General features: G+C 59.8%; 11 protein-coding genes. 4 read left to right on the top strand and 7 right to left on the bottom strand.

What is annotated here, in order from left to right:
• Window positions 1-225: 225 nt before the first annotated feature.
• The 7 genes from DGA31_RS30120 to DGA31_RS01870 all read right to left on the bottom strand — a co-directional run bounded on the left by DGA31_RS30120 (window position 226) and on the right by DGA31_RS01870 (window position 11,252).
• A complete protein-coding gene (locus tag DGA31_RS30120; protein ID WP_241509509.1) occupies window positions 226-1,347 on the bottom strand; it encodes a DUF6708 domain-containing protein in 1,122 nt (373 codons plus the stop codon).
• A complete protein-coding gene (locus tag DGA31_RS29505; protein WP_152034983.1) occupies window positions 1,334-4,792 on the bottom strand; it encodes a toxin VasX in 3,459 nt (1,152 codons plus the stop codon). The genes DGA31_RS30120 and DGA31_RS29505 overlap by 14 nt, the downstream gene beginning before the upstream one ends.
• The gene (locus tag DGA31_RS01890; RefSeq protein WP_109511357.1) at window positions 4,789-5,667 is read right to left on the bottom strand and encodes a DUF4123 domain-containing protein; all 879 of its coding nucleotides are present in this window, start codon (window positions 5,665-5,667) and stop codon (window positions 4,789-4,791) included. The genes DGA31_RS29505 and DGA31_RS01890 overlap by 4 nt, the downstream gene beginning before the upstream one ends.
• A 200-nt stretch (window positions 5,668-5,867) precedes the next feature.
• Window positions 5,868-7,250: an imelysin family protein gene (locus DGA31_RS01885; protein WP_109511356.1), complete on the bottom strand. Its 1,383-nt coding sequence runs from the start codon at window positions 7,248-7,250 to the stop codon at window positions 5,868-5,870.
• A gap of 208 nt (window positions 7,251-7,458) precedes the next feature.
• Window positions 7,459-9,510 carry a putative bifunctional diguanylate cyclase/phosphodiesterase gene (locus tag DGA31_RS01880; protein WP_109511355.1) on the bottom strand — a complete coding sequence of 684 codons (2,052 nt, stop codon included), beginning with the start codon at window positions 9,508-9,510 and terminating at the stop codon, window positions 7,459-7,461.
• 359 nt (window positions 9,511-9,869) lie between these two features.
• Window positions 9,870-10,451: a superoxide dismutase gene (locus DGA31_RS01875; protein ID WP_056834310.1), complete on the bottom strand. Its 582-nt coding sequence runs from the start codon at window positions 10,449-10,451 to the stop codon at window positions 9,870-9,872.
• A 198-nt stretch (window positions 10,452-10,649) separates the two neighbouring features.
• Window positions 10,650-11,252: a LysE/ArgO family amino acid transporter gene (locus tag DGA31_RS01870; RefSeq protein ID WP_056834312.1), complete on the bottom strand. Its 603-nt coding sequence runs from the start codon at window positions 11,250-11,252 to the stop codon at window positions 10,650-10,652.
• Window positions 11,253-11,349: 97 nt separating this feature from the next.
• Between DGA31_RS01870 and DGA31_RS01865 the strand changes: the two genes are divergently transcribed.
• The 4 genes from DGA31_RS01865 (at window position 11,350) to DGA31_RS01850 (ending at window position 15,136) form a co-directional block, all read left to right on the top strand.
• The gene (locus tag DGA31_RS01865; protein ID WP_056834314.1) at window positions 11,350-12,270 is read left to right on the top strand and encodes a LysR family transcriptional regulator ArgP; all 921 of its coding nucleotides are present in this window, start codon (window positions 11,350-11,352) and stop codon (window positions 12,268-12,270) included.
• Between the two features lie 26 nt (window positions 12,271-12,296).
• The gene (locus DGA31_RS01860; RefSeq protein ID WP_109511354.1) at window positions 12,297-13,307 is read left to right on the top strand and encodes an NAD-dependent epimerase/dehydratase family protein; all 1,011 of its coding nucleotides are present in this window, start codon (window positions 12,297-12,299) and stop codon (window positions 13,305-13,307) included.
• A 69-nt stretch (window positions 13,308-13,376) separates the two neighbouring features.
• On the top strand, window positions 13,377-14,249 hold the full coding sequence (locus tag DGA31_RS01855) for a hypothetical protein (protein ID WP_056834319.1): 873 nt from the start codon (window positions 13,377-13,379) through the stop codon (window positions 14,247-14,249).
• 110 nt (window positions 14,250-14,359) lie between these two features.
• Window positions 14,360-15,136, top strand: a complete 777-nt coding sequence (locus DGA31_RS01850) for a hypothetical protein (protein WP_109511353.1) — start codon at window positions 14,360-14,362, stop codon at window positions 15,134-15,136.

Here is a 15,136-nt window from a genome sequence, read left to right as displayed (position 1 = left end):
TGTCTGTCTGGAACACAACCTGTGGCAGGGCGCTTGCTCGTGATTGAGTGCGAAGCGCTCACGAAAATTGACAGGGCACCACAATTTTACGAAGGGTCGGCATTAGGGTCTGTTGCCGTTTCATCACGGCTCGTGCTGAAGCGGCAACAGCCCCTAGGTTTGAGCGCAGCTTTTACGGCGAAAACACATGAGGATGCCGGTCGGTGAGCTGATCATTGGCAAGCGTCAGTGCTGCTCACTCTGCAACCTGGCCTCCCTGCGCCGTTTACGCCGTTCCGTAAGCGAGCCGGGTTTAGGGGCGGTCGGCGCGCGGGGCAGTGCTGTGAAATGATCGATCAAGGTAAGTCCCTTGCGCAGTGTCTTTTGTACTGCCTGGCTTTGTTCGATCAACTCGGCGCTCGGTTGCTGCCATTGATCCGGCGGCAGTGGTTTTGACCATTCATGAATCGATTTGGGAAACGCGGTTTTGGGTAGGCGCTGGATCCAGGCTGCAATATGGCAGGGCAACGTCCAGCCGCCCAACGCCTGGAGAAATACGAAGCCGAACAGGTACATCAGGTAACCCTGTTTTTCACGGTAAACACGGCGGCAGAGATGGAAGTGTTCAAGGCTGCCTTCTTCAGCTTCCAGATCACTAACGTCAAAGTATTTGGGACGGGTGTCCGGACCTTCTTCCATGTACACACGAATGGTTTCCCACTCACTGAGGGCGCAGGCCAGGTTGAAGCAGGCAATGTCTAGCCAGACCACCTCGTCTTTTCCAGAGGCGGGCAGACCGATCCTCAGAGTATCGCTAGGCTGATAGCCATATTTTGTAAGGGTTATTGTGCTGCTGATGCAGGCGATAAGGTTTTCCCAAGGAACGATATGCGGTGCCATGCCGCGTCTGGCGACATAGGCGACTTCTCGACGTTGGCGATTGAAGCGGATGGGAGGGGTGCGTATATACAGCAGTATAGAGTGCCCTATAGGTATACCAAAAATGAGTGTAATACTTGAAAGCAGTACTGTGACAAAGGGGCCTTCTAAAAATAAAACTTTCAAGCCTTCAAGGATCGGACGGCCAAAGTACAGGTGTGCATAGAGTCCGGGAAGGAGTCCTATCAGGAAAAGAAGGAGCGTTATCCCGATAAGGGTGGTGAGCGCAACGCGGATAGGGAACTCGAATGAGGCACTGCCTAGCATGAAATCAAAGTAAGATTTGCTGTGAGGAATTATTGGTTTTTGCGAGCTAAAAATAGTCGCACCTGTCGGCAATGGCAAGGGGGCCAGGCAGAATGTTCTCTCGTTATGCGTATTTTGAATGTCGCCAGCGCGCAGCAATTGTGCATGTTCAGTGGTTGTCATTTATAAGGACCCTGTTGATGCAGGTTTTTGGTAGTTGCTTTGAACTGTTGGGAGGGGCTATTGTCGGCCTGGTGGGCTTATTTACGATGTCGAGGCTCAAGGGAATATGATAGTAAAGATAGCCATTTTCAGCGTTCAAAAAATGCTCGGCTAGCAAAGGTTTTACTGCCAGGTGCAGGCTTAGATAGACGTGATGGCCCATGTAGTCAGGGTCCAGTTTTAATTCTAGTGTTAAGGGGGATGCGCTTTTAAGACTGAGTTTTTGTTTGAAGAATTCACTGGCGTCAATTTTTTCGGAGCCGCTCGACCATATAACATTCCAGCGTAATGTGTCTTGGTCGAGCATGGCTGGTGTCAGGCCGGGTAGAATTAGATAAATGCTCCGCACGGCTTCGCCTGTGGCAAAATCCGACACTATGCCGTTGTCAAAGAATGTAGGTAGTAAAGTTGCTTCAGCCAGTGTTTGTCTTTGATCGGCTTCACTCCAACCTTGAGGTTGAACACCCCAGAGACAGCCTGATAGCCAGCGTTGCATTTCATCAAGGTTGTAATAGTTATAGATGGCCTCACCGCCTATCTGGAGGAGGGTTGAGGCCAGTCCCCACAGATTCAGGCGGGCTGCAAAGTTTAAAAATCGCCCCCCTCGCGTAGCCCAAGCCTGGCTGGCAACCAGCTTTTTCTGTGCGGGCTCAGCGTGGAGCACTTGCGTGAATAAAATAGCCATTTCTTTTATGGCGATCCCAGAGCCCAGGGCCGTCGTGCCTACAGCTCCCCAGTCCCCGGTGCGACCTATAAAAGCACCTACTTGCTCGCCTCGAGTACCACTGATCAAAGCGGTTTTCCATTTTTCATGATTGCTTAGAAGAGTCGTGAGAGACAGGCTGAAATTTAATGTTAGTATGCCTCCGCCCAGCCCTAGTCCCAGCTTCCCTATTTTTACTGACGTTAAGCTGCCTGCCATCCTTGCGGTGGTTAGAGTGACGTTTCTCATTACGTTGTCCAGCATTGCGATATGCGCCATTTGATAAGCGGTTAAGCCGCTGCTGAGAACGCTGAAGACTGAGGCGGTAATAAGTAAATATGTCTTGTTGGATATTTGGCCATCTTCCCACTCTTTAAGGCCCATGCTCCAGGCAGTCTGGATATTTGCCACCTGCAGCGCGCCTAATAACAACGGCGCCCAACTGCTTTTGAATGCCGCCCCATATGCCCCGGATGTGGCGTAACCACCACGCATTCCGGCTTGCAAACGCCGGGTCTCTTCCTGTAAGCCTGCGCGTTGAGCATCGCTTATATTCAGCCTTGCCTGTATGTAACCGCTGTCCAATGTGTTGGTTGGTTCAATACTGTCTTCAAGCAGTCGCCGAAGCGCTGTACGTGCATGGCGTGTAGTTAGCAGTTCTTGACTAGCAGCCTGTTTGGCATGGGAGAATTTTAGTTTTTCATCCGCAGACAGTCCACGCTGGCGTACTCGCCTTTTCAGTTTCCCGACCTGCTTTTTGAGTTTGTCTTCGTGGTCAATCAACTGTCCGAAGTGAATCAGGCGATCCCTGAACTGGTCAATATCGGCCGGATGTGCAACTTTTAGCGTCACCCCTTCGACCTGTAGCGCAACCAGCATACCCAGGCGTTGGGCGCGATTGGTGACGCTGTTGAGTTTTTTGAGATGATTGTGGAGATCGCTGTCGTCGAGCCGGCTTTGCAGCTTCGCCAGCCAGTCATCCATACTCAAAGCTACAGAGGGTATGAAACTGGCCAGTACACCCTGATGCAGCGCTTGCTGTTGCGGAGTCAGCTCCAGACTCCTCGACCAGTGATGACTCATGATTTGATCAATTTCATGCACCCGGGCATTCGCATCGACCAGCCCTTGCCCGAAGTTGCGAATGTCATCCAGCCACTTGTTCAGGTCGCCGGCCTTGCTCTTGAGGAAGTTGAAATCCAGCCGGCCCTGGAAGACCGGCAGGATGTAATGCGGGTTTTCATGAAAGAACTCACCGACCTTTCTCAGGCTTTCGTCAGTGCGGCACAGGTCGCGCATGCAGTTCTGTTCGACGATCAGCGCCTGCTCCAGTTGTTCGGCGTTCTCGGGGTCGAAGTACCAGGTGCTGCGGTGGTATTCGCTGCGGCTCAGCAGGTGGGTGCGGTCCTCGGTGATGGCTTCCAGGCGTTGCTGCCAGCGCTTGAGGTGGGCGCGCTCGCGGTGCAGGTAGGCTTGCATGTCTTCGTGGCGCACCAGGTCATGGATGCCGCGTGCACCCAGGCCTATGCCATTCAGGGTGCCCTGGCTGCTGTCCTCCAGGGCTTCGATCTCGCGCTTGAGTTCGTTGTAGCGGACCTCGCCAAGCGCTTCGATCATTTCACGCTTGCGCAGGGTCATGTCCTGCTCGGCCATCCGGGTTTCTATCGGCTCCTGGGGGATCTCATCGAAGCGGTAGGTCGTGTCGCGGTAGTTTGTACGTTTTTCCCAGCGCCACCGATTGCGTGCATTGACCCAGGCGTAGATGGACGCACGCTGGTCGGGGGTGGTTTTCTCGAACAGCGTCGAATCGTTGCCGGCGCTCTGTCGTGCCGTATGCTCGCCCACGGTCATCAGGGTATCGATGTAGCTGGCCGTGACGTAGCGCAGTTCATTGTCATGCGCTTCGCGCCAGTCGCTGATCCAGTCGACAACCCGGTCCTGCTCATCGGCCAGGTCCTCGATAATGCCCAGGCTGTCTTCAAGCACCAGATACAGGTGGTCGTTTTCATAGAGAGGGTTGAGCGCCTGTTTCAATTGGCCGATATGCGCTTCGCGAAACAACGGCGGATCTTCCCAGTGATAATCCTGTTGTTCCTTTTCGGGAATGCCCGGGGCGAAGCAGTGCGCGGCCGGCTGTTCGGCAATTTCAGCCAGCTGCTGCCTGATCTGGCTTTCCACACGCAAGTGCGGGCCACCTTTCTGGCAGTCGGTCTTGGCCAGGTGCACCTGTTGCATGAAGTAATAGCGGTCCAGCGAGCTGTCCAGTACGTGCATGCATTTGGCGGCGGTCCATTGAATAGGGGACCAGGCCACATGCAGCAGGCTGTCGTGGGGGAAAACCATATCCGGGGAGCCGCCCGGCTCCAGGCGGATATCCTGGGTCACTTGCCTGCCCTTCCACAGCAACCCGGCAGGCCGGCCATCGACCAGGCGGTATTCACGCAGCTCGACATCGTTTTCGTCGATCACGTACAGAAAACCGTCACGCACCAGGCGCAGGCCCAATGGGCGCTGGAGGCCCTTGTAGCGATCCCCGTCAGGTTGGCTGCGCAGGCGTTCCACACGGCCATAGCGCACAGGGATCAACTGCACGTTCTTGCCCATCAGCGGGCAGGCGCTGATGCTGTCCTTCACATCTACATGGCTTCTGGCGCGCGATTCCCAGTGGGCTTTTTCGATGGGGGACAGCGTCTTGCGGCTCATGACGAGGCTCCTGCATGGCTTCGTTCCACGGCCAGCCAGTTGGCCTGCTGGACACGCTGCGAGTGGGTCAAGGGGGACGTCGTGGTCAACAGTTGGCGAATGTCGGCATGCGCATCAGTGGGCTGGGTCGAGAGAAAGTGGCTGACGTTGGCGTAGTGGAAGATGTCCATCTCGGTGGTGAAACCTTGCGCATAGGCCTGGCTCGCCAGGCCATGCAGATGCTGATAGCGCTCCGGCAGGCTGGCATACGGCAGGTAGTCGGTGAAGAACTGGCGCATGTGCTTTTCCAGCTCGATCACCATGATGTTCAGGTTGCTCTCGCCCAGGGCTTGCAGCTGCATCGGGTTCAGGCCGTACAGCGGTTGTTTCTGCGCCGGCGGGGGCGGGCCCTGACGCACATGGCGCCGCCAGCAGGCGTGGATGACATCGGCGGCATGCACCTGTTCGATGGGGCCGAACAGGCGATCATCGGTGTGCTGTGGGGGCAAGCCGTACAGGGCGTTGGCCACGATCGGGTCGGAGAGGTTCAGGTAGGTCGGCTTGCGGTCCGGTTCGTCGACGAACAGCAGCCAGCGCAGGTGAGCGAGGATGTCCTGCATGGGGCTTTCGCTGAACAGCAGCAGGCCCCAGTCGTGCCAGACGTGCTTGAGGAACAGCTCGTAGAGTGGATCGAAGCGCCCCTCTATAGCGACCAGCATGGGCGACTTGTCCAGCAGGTCCTTGAAGCGTGTCAGCAGGAACACCGGCTGCGGGTCGATACCGGATTTGCAGCTGTACAGGGTGCGAGCCAGGTGCTCGACATTGACGCCGTTGAACAGCAGCCAGGCGGGTGTGGACCAGGGCAGGTCGACGGGACCGGATTCGAAGTCGGGCATGCAGGTACGCCTTGAGCAGGATCAAGACGCGATAGTCGGCACAGCCGCCAGGACAAACAATACGTCAACCTGCGTTTCGGAATAGCCCTACAGCCATTGCAGAAAAGTCAGGGCGGGGCGCGGCTGTTCATCCGCAAAACCATAAAAAATGCCGGTCAGCGAACTGACCGGCATGTGTGTGTTGCGCGTTACCGGACGGATCAGAACTCGTGATCGGCAGTGTCCGGGTTCAGGTCGGTGATGCCCAGTTTGCCGGCAGCCTGTTCGATGGCGCCGGTCTGCTTGACCAGGGCTGCGATGGCGTCCCGGACCACCTGGTTGCCTTCGGTGTTGCCGGCGGCGATCAGTTGGTCGAAGTGCTCGCCCTTGCCGGCGCGGTCAACCAGCACCTGGAGTTTGGCCTGGGTGTTGTCCAGGTCGCTGCGCAGGGTGGCGTCGGTGGCGGCGTCAGCCTTGGCCACCAGCGACGACAGGCTTGGGCCGCTGACTTTGCTGCCGTCGGTGCGGGTGTATTCGCCCAGGTAGACGTTGCGGATGCCCAGGCCGTTGTAGAAGTGCGAGTTGTGCGTGTTGTCGCTGAAGCAGTCGTGCTCGTCTTCGCTGGAGTTGGCTTCCAGGGCCACTTTCATGCGCTCGCCGGCCAGCTCGCCCAGCGACAGGCTGCCCATGCCGAACAGCATCTTGCGCAGGCCGTTCTCACCGGACTCGGCTTCCAGGGTGGCACGGTAGTTGTCGGCCACACCCGGCTTCCAGTTGTTGACCATTTCCTGCAGGTCGTTTACCAGCAGTTCGGTGACGGCCTTCAGGTACGCACGACGGCGTTCGTTATGGCCACCGGTGGCGCCTTCGCCCTGCAGGTAGTCACTGGCCGGGCGCTCGCCGGCACCTGGACCATTGCCGTGCAGGTCCTGGCCCCAGAGCAGGAATTCAACGGCATGGTAGCCGGTGGCGACGTTGGCTTCCGAACCGCCCAGCTCGTTGAGGCTGGCAAGTTTCTCGGCGGTGATGTCCTTGACGTCGACCTTGTCTTCGCCCACCTGGATCTCGGTGTTGGCGATGATGTTGGCGCTGGCGCCGGGGTTGCCCAGCGCGTGTTGATAGTCCTTGGCGACGTAGTCGATCAGGCCTTCATCCAGCGGCCAGGCGTTAACCTGACCTTCCCAGTCGTCGATGATGGTGTTGCCGAAGCGAAAGACTTCAGTCTGCATGTAAGGCACGCGGGCGGCGACCCAGGCGTCGCGAGCGGCCTTGAGGGTGGTGTCGTTCGGGGCAGCGAGGAATTCGTCGATGGCGACCTGCAGTTTCTTCGCGCTGGCCTCGGCGTCACTGAAGACGGCATGCACGATGTTGGCGTAGTTGGCGACCACGGCCTTGGCGGCTGCATCGTTGGTCTGTGCGGCGGCCGCTGGCGCTGCTGCAGCCGGTGCGGTGGCTGGCGCCGGAGCCGGTGCAGGCGCTGCTGCGGGGGCCGGTGCAGCGGCAGGTGCAGGGGCGGCTGCCTTGTTGTCCTTGCCTTCGCCGCAACCGGCGAGAGAGATAGCGATGGCCAGCAGACTGGCACTGGCCAGAGGCATACGAATCATGACGAAATCCTGCGTTCTAGGAAGAAGAGGTGGCGCGGACGCCCGAAAAAGCTGCGACATAATGCGAAAGATTCACATTCGGTGTAAAGGCATAACGCCGGTAAAGCCGCAGACAGGTTCAGTGCGGATGTAACCAATGATTTCAGGGACGCGGTCGAGGGGGCACGAATCCAGCCAGCCCGATGCTGCAGGCCGTTCGGCAGCGGCTCTACAACGTGGCTGTGCTGCTGCGCCGGGCCTGCTTGAGGTAGGTTAGCAACTCGCGTGCCGGCAAGGGTTTGCTGTACAGATAGCCCTGGCCCTCGTGACAGCCTTCGGAAATGATATAGGCCTCCTGTTCGACCGTTTCCACGCCTTCGGCGATGACCTGCATGCCCAGGCTTTTGCCCAGTTGGATGATGGCGCGCACGATGGTGGCGTCGTCATCGTCATCGATCAGGTCCTGGACGAAGCTTTTGTCGATCTTGATCTTGTCCAGCGGCAGGCTCTTGAGGTAACTCAAGGACGAATAGCCGGTGCCGAAGTCGTCGATGGCAATCAGCGCGCCGGAGCGGCGCAGGCTTAGCAGGTGCTGGGCGGCGGTGCTGATGTCTTCCATCAGGCCGGTTTCGGTTACTTCCAGCTCCAGGCTGCGCGGCGGCAGGCGATAGATCTGCAAGAGGTTGTTGACCACCCGCGGCAGCTCGCTGTGGTGCAGTTGCACGGTCGACAGGTTCACCGCCATGCGCAGTTCGACGAAGCCCTGGTCATGCCATTCGCGCAACTGGCGACAGGCCTGGTCGAGCACCCACTCGCCGATGGCGATGATGGTGCCGTTCTGTTCGGCCAGCGGAATGAACACATCCGGCGGCACCAGGCCATGTTCGGGATGTTGCCAGCGGATCAGGGCCTCGACACCCATGATGCTGTGGTCCTTGTAGCTGACCTGCGGCTGGTAGACCAGGTACAGCTGGTTGCGGGGCAGGGCTTCGCGCAGGTCTTTTTCCAGTTCGCGGCGCCGACGTATTTCACTGTCGACGCTGGCGATATAGAACTGATAGCGATTGCGTGAGCGGGTCTTGGCCAGGGTCATGGTCTGCTCGGCCTTTTGCAGCAGCTTCTCGGTGCTGTCGCCATCCTCCGGAAACAGGGTGATGCCGATGGTCGCGCGCAGGCGGATTTCCTGCTGCTCCAGGGCAAAGGGTGCTTCCAGGCCGTCGAGAATGTTCTGGGCCAGTTCCGCCGCTTCGTAGGGTTGTTCGATGTCGGCCTGTACCAGCGCAAACTGGTCGCCGCCCAGGCGTGCCAGCGCCCCGAGCCGTCCGCTGTGGGTGCGCAGGCGGTCGGCCAGGGCCAACAGTAATTGGTCGCCGGCCTGGTAGCTGAACTGTTCGTTGATGCCCTTGAAGTCGTCCAGCCCTACGCACAGCACCGCCACCCGGCGTTGTTGACGTCCGGCGGCCTCAAGGATCTGGTCCAGTTGCAGCTGCAGTTGTAGGCGATTGGGCAGGCCGGTGAGAAAGTCGTACTGGGCCATGCGTTGCAGGCTGTTCTCGGCTTCGTGGCGCAAGTAGGTATTGCGTTCGATAGAGGCCAGCAACTGGTTGGCGGTATTGATCCACAGGCCCAGCTCGTTCTTTTCGTGACCCCTGAGCAGTGGCAGCTGGTGTTCGCTGGGGCGGTCAGGATTGATATCGGTCAGGTGCTCGATGATCTTCGACAGGGGCTTGGTGAGCATCCAGTGATAAATCAGGTACAGCACCAGCGCTAGGACCAGCGCACGCAAGGTGCCGGAAACGAAGATGATCAGCGCACTGATCAGAAAGCTTTCGCCGTAGTTGGCGGTGTCGAGGGTGATGCGCAGGTCGCCGTAGTACTCGCTGTAGGGACTGCGACCCATCAATTGGGTGGTAAAGCTGCGCTCCTGGCCAAGGATGAGGTCGGTCAGCCAGCGGCTGGAGGACTGGGTGAGGGGGCGTTCCTTTTCGGCCAGCAGGGTTTCATTGGGATGGCCGATCGACGCCTGGCGCACCGAGCTGTCCTGGAACAGACCCTCGATGACCTGCATGCCCATTTCGCGATCCAGGCTGTACACCGCCTGGGTCGAAGGGTCGCGGAACATGTCGAGGATGCGTTCGGCGTCATACGCCAGGGTCTGGCGGGTCTTGTAGGCATCGAAGACGATTTGCGCGCAACTGAGCACGACGCCGACGACCAGCGCTGCCAGCAGCACGACACGCAGTAGCTTCACCGACAGGCTGTGTTTGAATTCCAGCTTCAAATGCTCATTCCTTTAATCGGTTCCGGGAGCCTGCTGATCAACCACGGGTGAACGATGCGCAACACCGGCAAGCGGGCAGGGGGCCGGATGACGCTGCGATTGCCTCCTTGCGCAGGGAGGGGCGTCCATAATGTCGGACGAATAGGCCAAGAACTTGAGCGAAAAGTAGAAAGATACAAAAAAGTGATATTGCTCCGCCATCGCTTTCTGGCTGCACGAACGACTTTGGTCGGGAACCGTGCACCCAGGCTTGCGTGCCTTGCGGCTGGAACGGCTCTGGTGGGTTCGCACACCCGGAACGCAGTTGCGCAGGCAACAAAAAACCCGGACAAGCCGGGTTTTTTGTATGCAACAGGGAATCAGGCCGCGTATTGCTTGGCCACGAAGTCCCAGTTCACCAGGTTCCAGAACGCCTCGACGTACTTGGGACGCAGGTTGCGGTAGTCGATGTAGTAGGCGTGTTCCCAGACATCGCAGGTCAGCAGCGGGGTTTCGCCGCTGGTCAGCGGGTTGCCGGCGCCGATGGTGCTGGCCAGGGCCAGGGAGCCGTCAGCCTTCTTGACCAGCCAGCCCCAGCCGGAACCGAACGTGCCGATGGTGACCTTGCTGAACTCTTCCTTGAATTTCTCGAAGGAGCCAAAGGAAGCGGTGATGGCGTCAGCCAGTGCACCAGTAGGCTCGCCGCCGCCGTTTGGCGACAGGCATTCCCAGTAGAACGTGTGGTTCCAGACCTGGGCGGCGTTGTTGAAGATGCCGCCCGAAGAGGACTTGATGATCTCTTCCAGGGTCTTGCCTTCGAACTCGGTGCCAGGCACCAGGTTGTTCAGGTTCACGACGTAGGTGTTGTGGTGCTTGTCGTGGTGATATTCCAGTGTTTCCGCGGAAATGTGCGGCAACAGCGCGTCTTTTGCGTAAGGCAGTGGCGGCAATTCAAAAGCCATGGTCTATCTCCTTTCAGGACGAGTGCGAATATCGCGGGGCCGCTCACGGTGCGGCCGTCTGCAACAACATGCGCCGGGAGTTTCTACTCTTTTGCGACGCAGACCCCGGATCATAGCACCGGCCCTTGAGCATAACCACGCAACAACTGTGTGGAATAGGGGTTCAAGGATTTTCGTCAATAAAGGTATAAGCGGCACTCAAGCGCTGCGGATCAACTGGATCGCGACGCTGAACATCATCACCGCCACCATCAGGTCCAGCAGCCGCCAGGTCGCCGGGCGTGCCAGCCACGGCGCCAGCCAGGCCGCGCCGATCGCCAGGGCCGAGAACCACAGGAACGACCCGCTGGCGGCCCCCACGACATAAGCGCCCGGCACACTTTGCTGGGCCCCCAGTGAACCGATCAGCAAGACGGTGTCGAGGTACACATGCGGGTTGAGCAAGGTGACCGCCAGGGCACTGAGCAACACGGTGCGCAACGATTTGACGCCCTGTTGTGCGTCATTGGTCAGGCTCTGGCGGGCGCAGGCCCGGCGCAGGGCCTGCAGGCCGTACCAGCTCAGAAACACCACACCGCCCCAGCGTGCGACCGCCAGCAGGGTCGGGTTCTGCACCAGCAGGCTGGCCAGGCCGAATACGCCGACGGCCACCAGCAGGGCGTCGCAGACAATGCATAAAAGCGCCACCGGGATGTGGTGTTCGCGGCGCAGCCCCTGGGCAAGGACAAAGGCGTTTTGCGCACCGATGGCCATGATCAGTCCGAGGGCGACCAGCAGGCCGTTGAGATAGCTTTGCCACATGAGAAGTCATCCAGGTACAAGAAGTCAGGCTGGCGATTCTGCGTGGAAGGCATGTATAAGAAAAATCAATCCTGTTCATCACTCATTAGGAAAACTGATGTTCGATTACAAGCTCTTGGCGGCCTTGGCGGCCGTGGTCGAGCAGGCCGGGTTCGAGCGTGCCGCGCAAGTGCTGGGGTTGTCGCAATCGGCGGTGTCGCAGCGCATCAAGTTGCTGGAGGCACGAGTGGGTCAGCCGGTGCTGGTGCGCGCCACACCGCCGGGGCCGACCGAAATCGGTCGGCGGCTGCTCAACCATGTCCAGCAGGTGCGGTTGCTGGAGCGCGACCTGCAAGGCCAGGTGCCGAGCCTGGACGAAGAAAGCCTGCCCGAGCGCTTGCGCATCGCCCTCAATGCCGACAGCCTGGCGACCTGGTGGGCGACAGCGGTGGGTGATTTCTGCATTCGCCACCGCTTGTTGCTGGAGCTGGTGGTCGAAGACCAGGACGTCGGCCTCAAGCGCATGCGTGCCGGTGAGGTGGCGGCCTGCCTGTGCGCCAGCGAGCGCCCGGTGGCCGGTGCGCGCAGCCTGCCGATCGGGGCGATGCGCTATCTGGCCGTGGCCAGTCCTGCATTCATCGGGCGACATTTTGCCGCCGGCCCCGACCCCGCCGGGCTGGCCCAGGCGCCGGCACTGGTGTTCGGTCCGGACGATACGCTGCAGCATCGTTACCTGGCAGCGCTTGGCCTGCATGGCGGTTTCGCGCATCATCTGTGCCCCTCGTCCGAAGGCTTCGTGCGCATGCTCGAAGCCGGCCTGGGTTGGGGCATGGTGCCCGATCTGCAGGTGCGCGAGCAGTTGCGCAGCGGCACGTTGCGCGATCTGTTTCCGGGGCGTTGCATCGAAGTGCCATTGTACTGGCATCATTGGCGCAATGGCGGGCAACTCCTGACCTTGCTGACGGCGCACCTGGCCCGGCAGTCCGGTCAATGGCTGGTGCCGTGCAAGCCTGATGGCGCGTCATTGCCCACGGATTAATGTGTGTGTCGCTTAGGGAGCGGTGAATGAAGATTCTGGTCACAGGTGCAAGCGGCTTCATCGGCGGGCGCTTTGCGCAGCACGCTCTGGAGCAAGGCCTGAGCGTCAGGATCAATGCCCGGCGTGAAGAGGCTCTGCAACACCTGATTCTACAGGGCGCCGAGTTCGTTCCTGGCGACCTGGGCGATGCCGAACAGGTGCGGGTCATGTGTCGCGAGGTCGATGCCGTCGTGCATTGCGCCGGTTCAGTCAGCACCTGGGGGCGGCGTCAGGAACTGGTCCAGGCCAACGTGCAACTGACCGAGAACGTGGTCGAAGCCTGCCTGAAACAGAAAGTCCGGCGGCTGGTGCATCTGTCGTCGCCGTCGATCTATTTCGATGGTCGCTCGCACCTTGGGCTCAAGGAAGACCAGGTGCTCAAGCACCCGGGCAATGCCTATGCCGCCAGCAAACGGCTGGCCGAGCAAAAGGTCTTCGGGGCACAGGAGTTCGGTCTGCAGGTCATCGCCTTGCGGCCGCGGCTGGTGACGGGTGCCGGCGATCATCGCTTCTTCCCGCGGCTGTTGCGCCTGCAACGCAGCAAGCGCCTGGCGATTGTAGGCAACGGGCTCAACAAGGTGGATTTCACCAGCATGGCCAACCTCAATCAGGCGCTGTTGAGCAGCCTGCTGGCCGGGTCGGCCGCCCTGGGCAAGGCCTACAACATCAGTAACGGCCAGCCGGTACCCTTGTGGGACGCCATCAACTACGTCATGCGTCGCCTGCAACTGGCCCAGGTCACCCGTTACCGCGGTTATGGCCCGACCTGCATGCTGGCCGCGCTCAACGAAGGTGCCTGCCTGCTCTGGCCCGGGCGACCGGAGCCTGCGCTGTCGCGCCTGGACACCCGGATCATGCATAAGGATTTCACCCTGGATATCAGCCGTGCCCGGCATTATCTGGGTTACGAACCCCAGGTCAGCCTGTGGGCGGCGCTGGACGAGTTCTGTGCCTGGTGGCAAGCCGGGCCGGGCATTGATCGGCACGCTGCACGATGAGCCCTGTTCGCCAGGCTGGAGCGTTTATACTGCCCGGCCTGCTTCTAACCGTTCCTGAAAGGGTTGCTTATGCGTAAAGATCCCCACGACGACATCGATGATATCCCCAGCCTCAGCGCCCGGGATGGCGACGATGACGACTTCGTGCAAACCCGTGGTGCACGCGAGCGCACCACGGTGTATTCGCGCACAACACCGGTGGTCAAGGTCAAGGGCCCGAGCACCGGCCCCCTGTGGGCACTGATCGGTGCGTTGATCATCGCCTTCTGCGGATTGGGCTGGTGGAGCTTCCAGCAGATCTCGCTGATGGAACAGCAACTGGTAGCGACCCAGGAAAGCTTCGCGCGCATCAGTGAAGAAGCGGCAGGCCGGTTGCAGGATCTCTCCGGCAAGATGGTCACGCCCGAAACCCTGAGCCGCGACAGTGAGGCCCTCAAGCAGCGCCTCGGCCAGCTTGATGCACAATTGCAGGAGCAGAACGCCGCACGTGAAAATGCCCAGGGGCAGCAAGGCAGCCTGGACAAGCGTCTGGAGCTGATCGGCACGCAGGCCACGCGCCAGCAGGAAGAACTGGCGCAGGTGCAGGAACAACTCAAGGGGCTGGTCACTGAACTGACCACCCTCAAGGAGGCCCTGCCGGAGCAGATCAAAGGGGCACAGGGCGATCAGGGCAAGCTCGAAGCACAGATCAAGAGCCTGGGCGCCGACGTTGCCAGCCTCAAGAAACAAGACAACCCGGCCGCCGCCATCGAGCGCCTGGAGCAGGAGCTGCTGGTGATCAGGAGCGAGCAGGACAGCCGTGTTGCCGCCGCCGCTCCAGCCGCTTCGGGTGGCCCGAGCAATGCCGAGTACGATGCCTTTCGGGCTCAGGTCACGCGCAATATCAACGCCTTGAGCAGCCAGCTGCAAAGCCTTTCGCAGCGCGTCAATACCAGGCCGTGACGGCGCGGGTATCTGGTCAGGATAAAATTCCCTGCAATACATATGTAGGGAATTGTTGCGGCGGGGTTGTCATACAGTAAGCCCATTGTCAAACCCAATGGAGCTTTACCATGAATGGAATCAAGGGAATTCAGGACAATCCCGGTGCCCTGGCCGAAGCCTGGCAAGACGTCGAGTACATTGACGATACGGCTGTCGAGCACGATAAAAGCGCGGATATGCGCCTGGCGTCCGCTGCGCCGGCCATCAAGCCGCCTGTGAACAAAGGGGGATCTTTCAAGCCTCCGGTCGACAAGGGCGGATCGAAAAAGCCGCCGGTCAATAAAGGCGGCGCAATCAAACCGCCCGTCGACAAGGGAGGGATAAAGCCGCCGGTCGACAAGGGTGGCGTGAACCCACCCGTCACCAAGGTTGGGTCAGGCAAGTCGCCTGCCAATCAGCCCAAGAGACCGCCGGTCAAGCGCTCGGCCAGCGGACAGCCGCTCAAGACTTTGAGTCGCGACAGCGCACCTGAAGTCCCGACCCCGGTATCGACGTTTGAAAGGGTCACCACGACGGTCAATACGGTGGTTGGCGTCTTGAGTCTTATCCCGCAATTGCACAGCGTGTTCAACGCCAACGGCGAAGCGGTCCTGCCCAATGGCACGGTGCTGGATGCTCAGGGCGAGACAGCGACTTACCCGGACGGCACCGTGCAGCATGTCGATGGCCGGATCGTGCACACCGACGGCACGATCGAGCATGCCGATGGCAGTTTCGAATACAAGGACGGCACCTGGAAGATGGCCGATGGGGCGGTGCAGTACCCCAATGGCAACTGGCTGCTGGCCGATGGCACGTTGATCGATGCCGAAGGCAACGAACTGGGCAAGGTCGCGCCTGCGTAA

The organism is Pseudomonas ovata (genome assembly GCF_003131185.1).
GTDB lineage: Bacteria > Pseudomonadota > Gammaproteobacteria > Pseudomonadales > Pseudomonadaceae > Aquipseudomonas > Aquipseudomonas ovata.
This window is presented reverse-complemented; position numbering and strand designations above follow the sequence as displayed.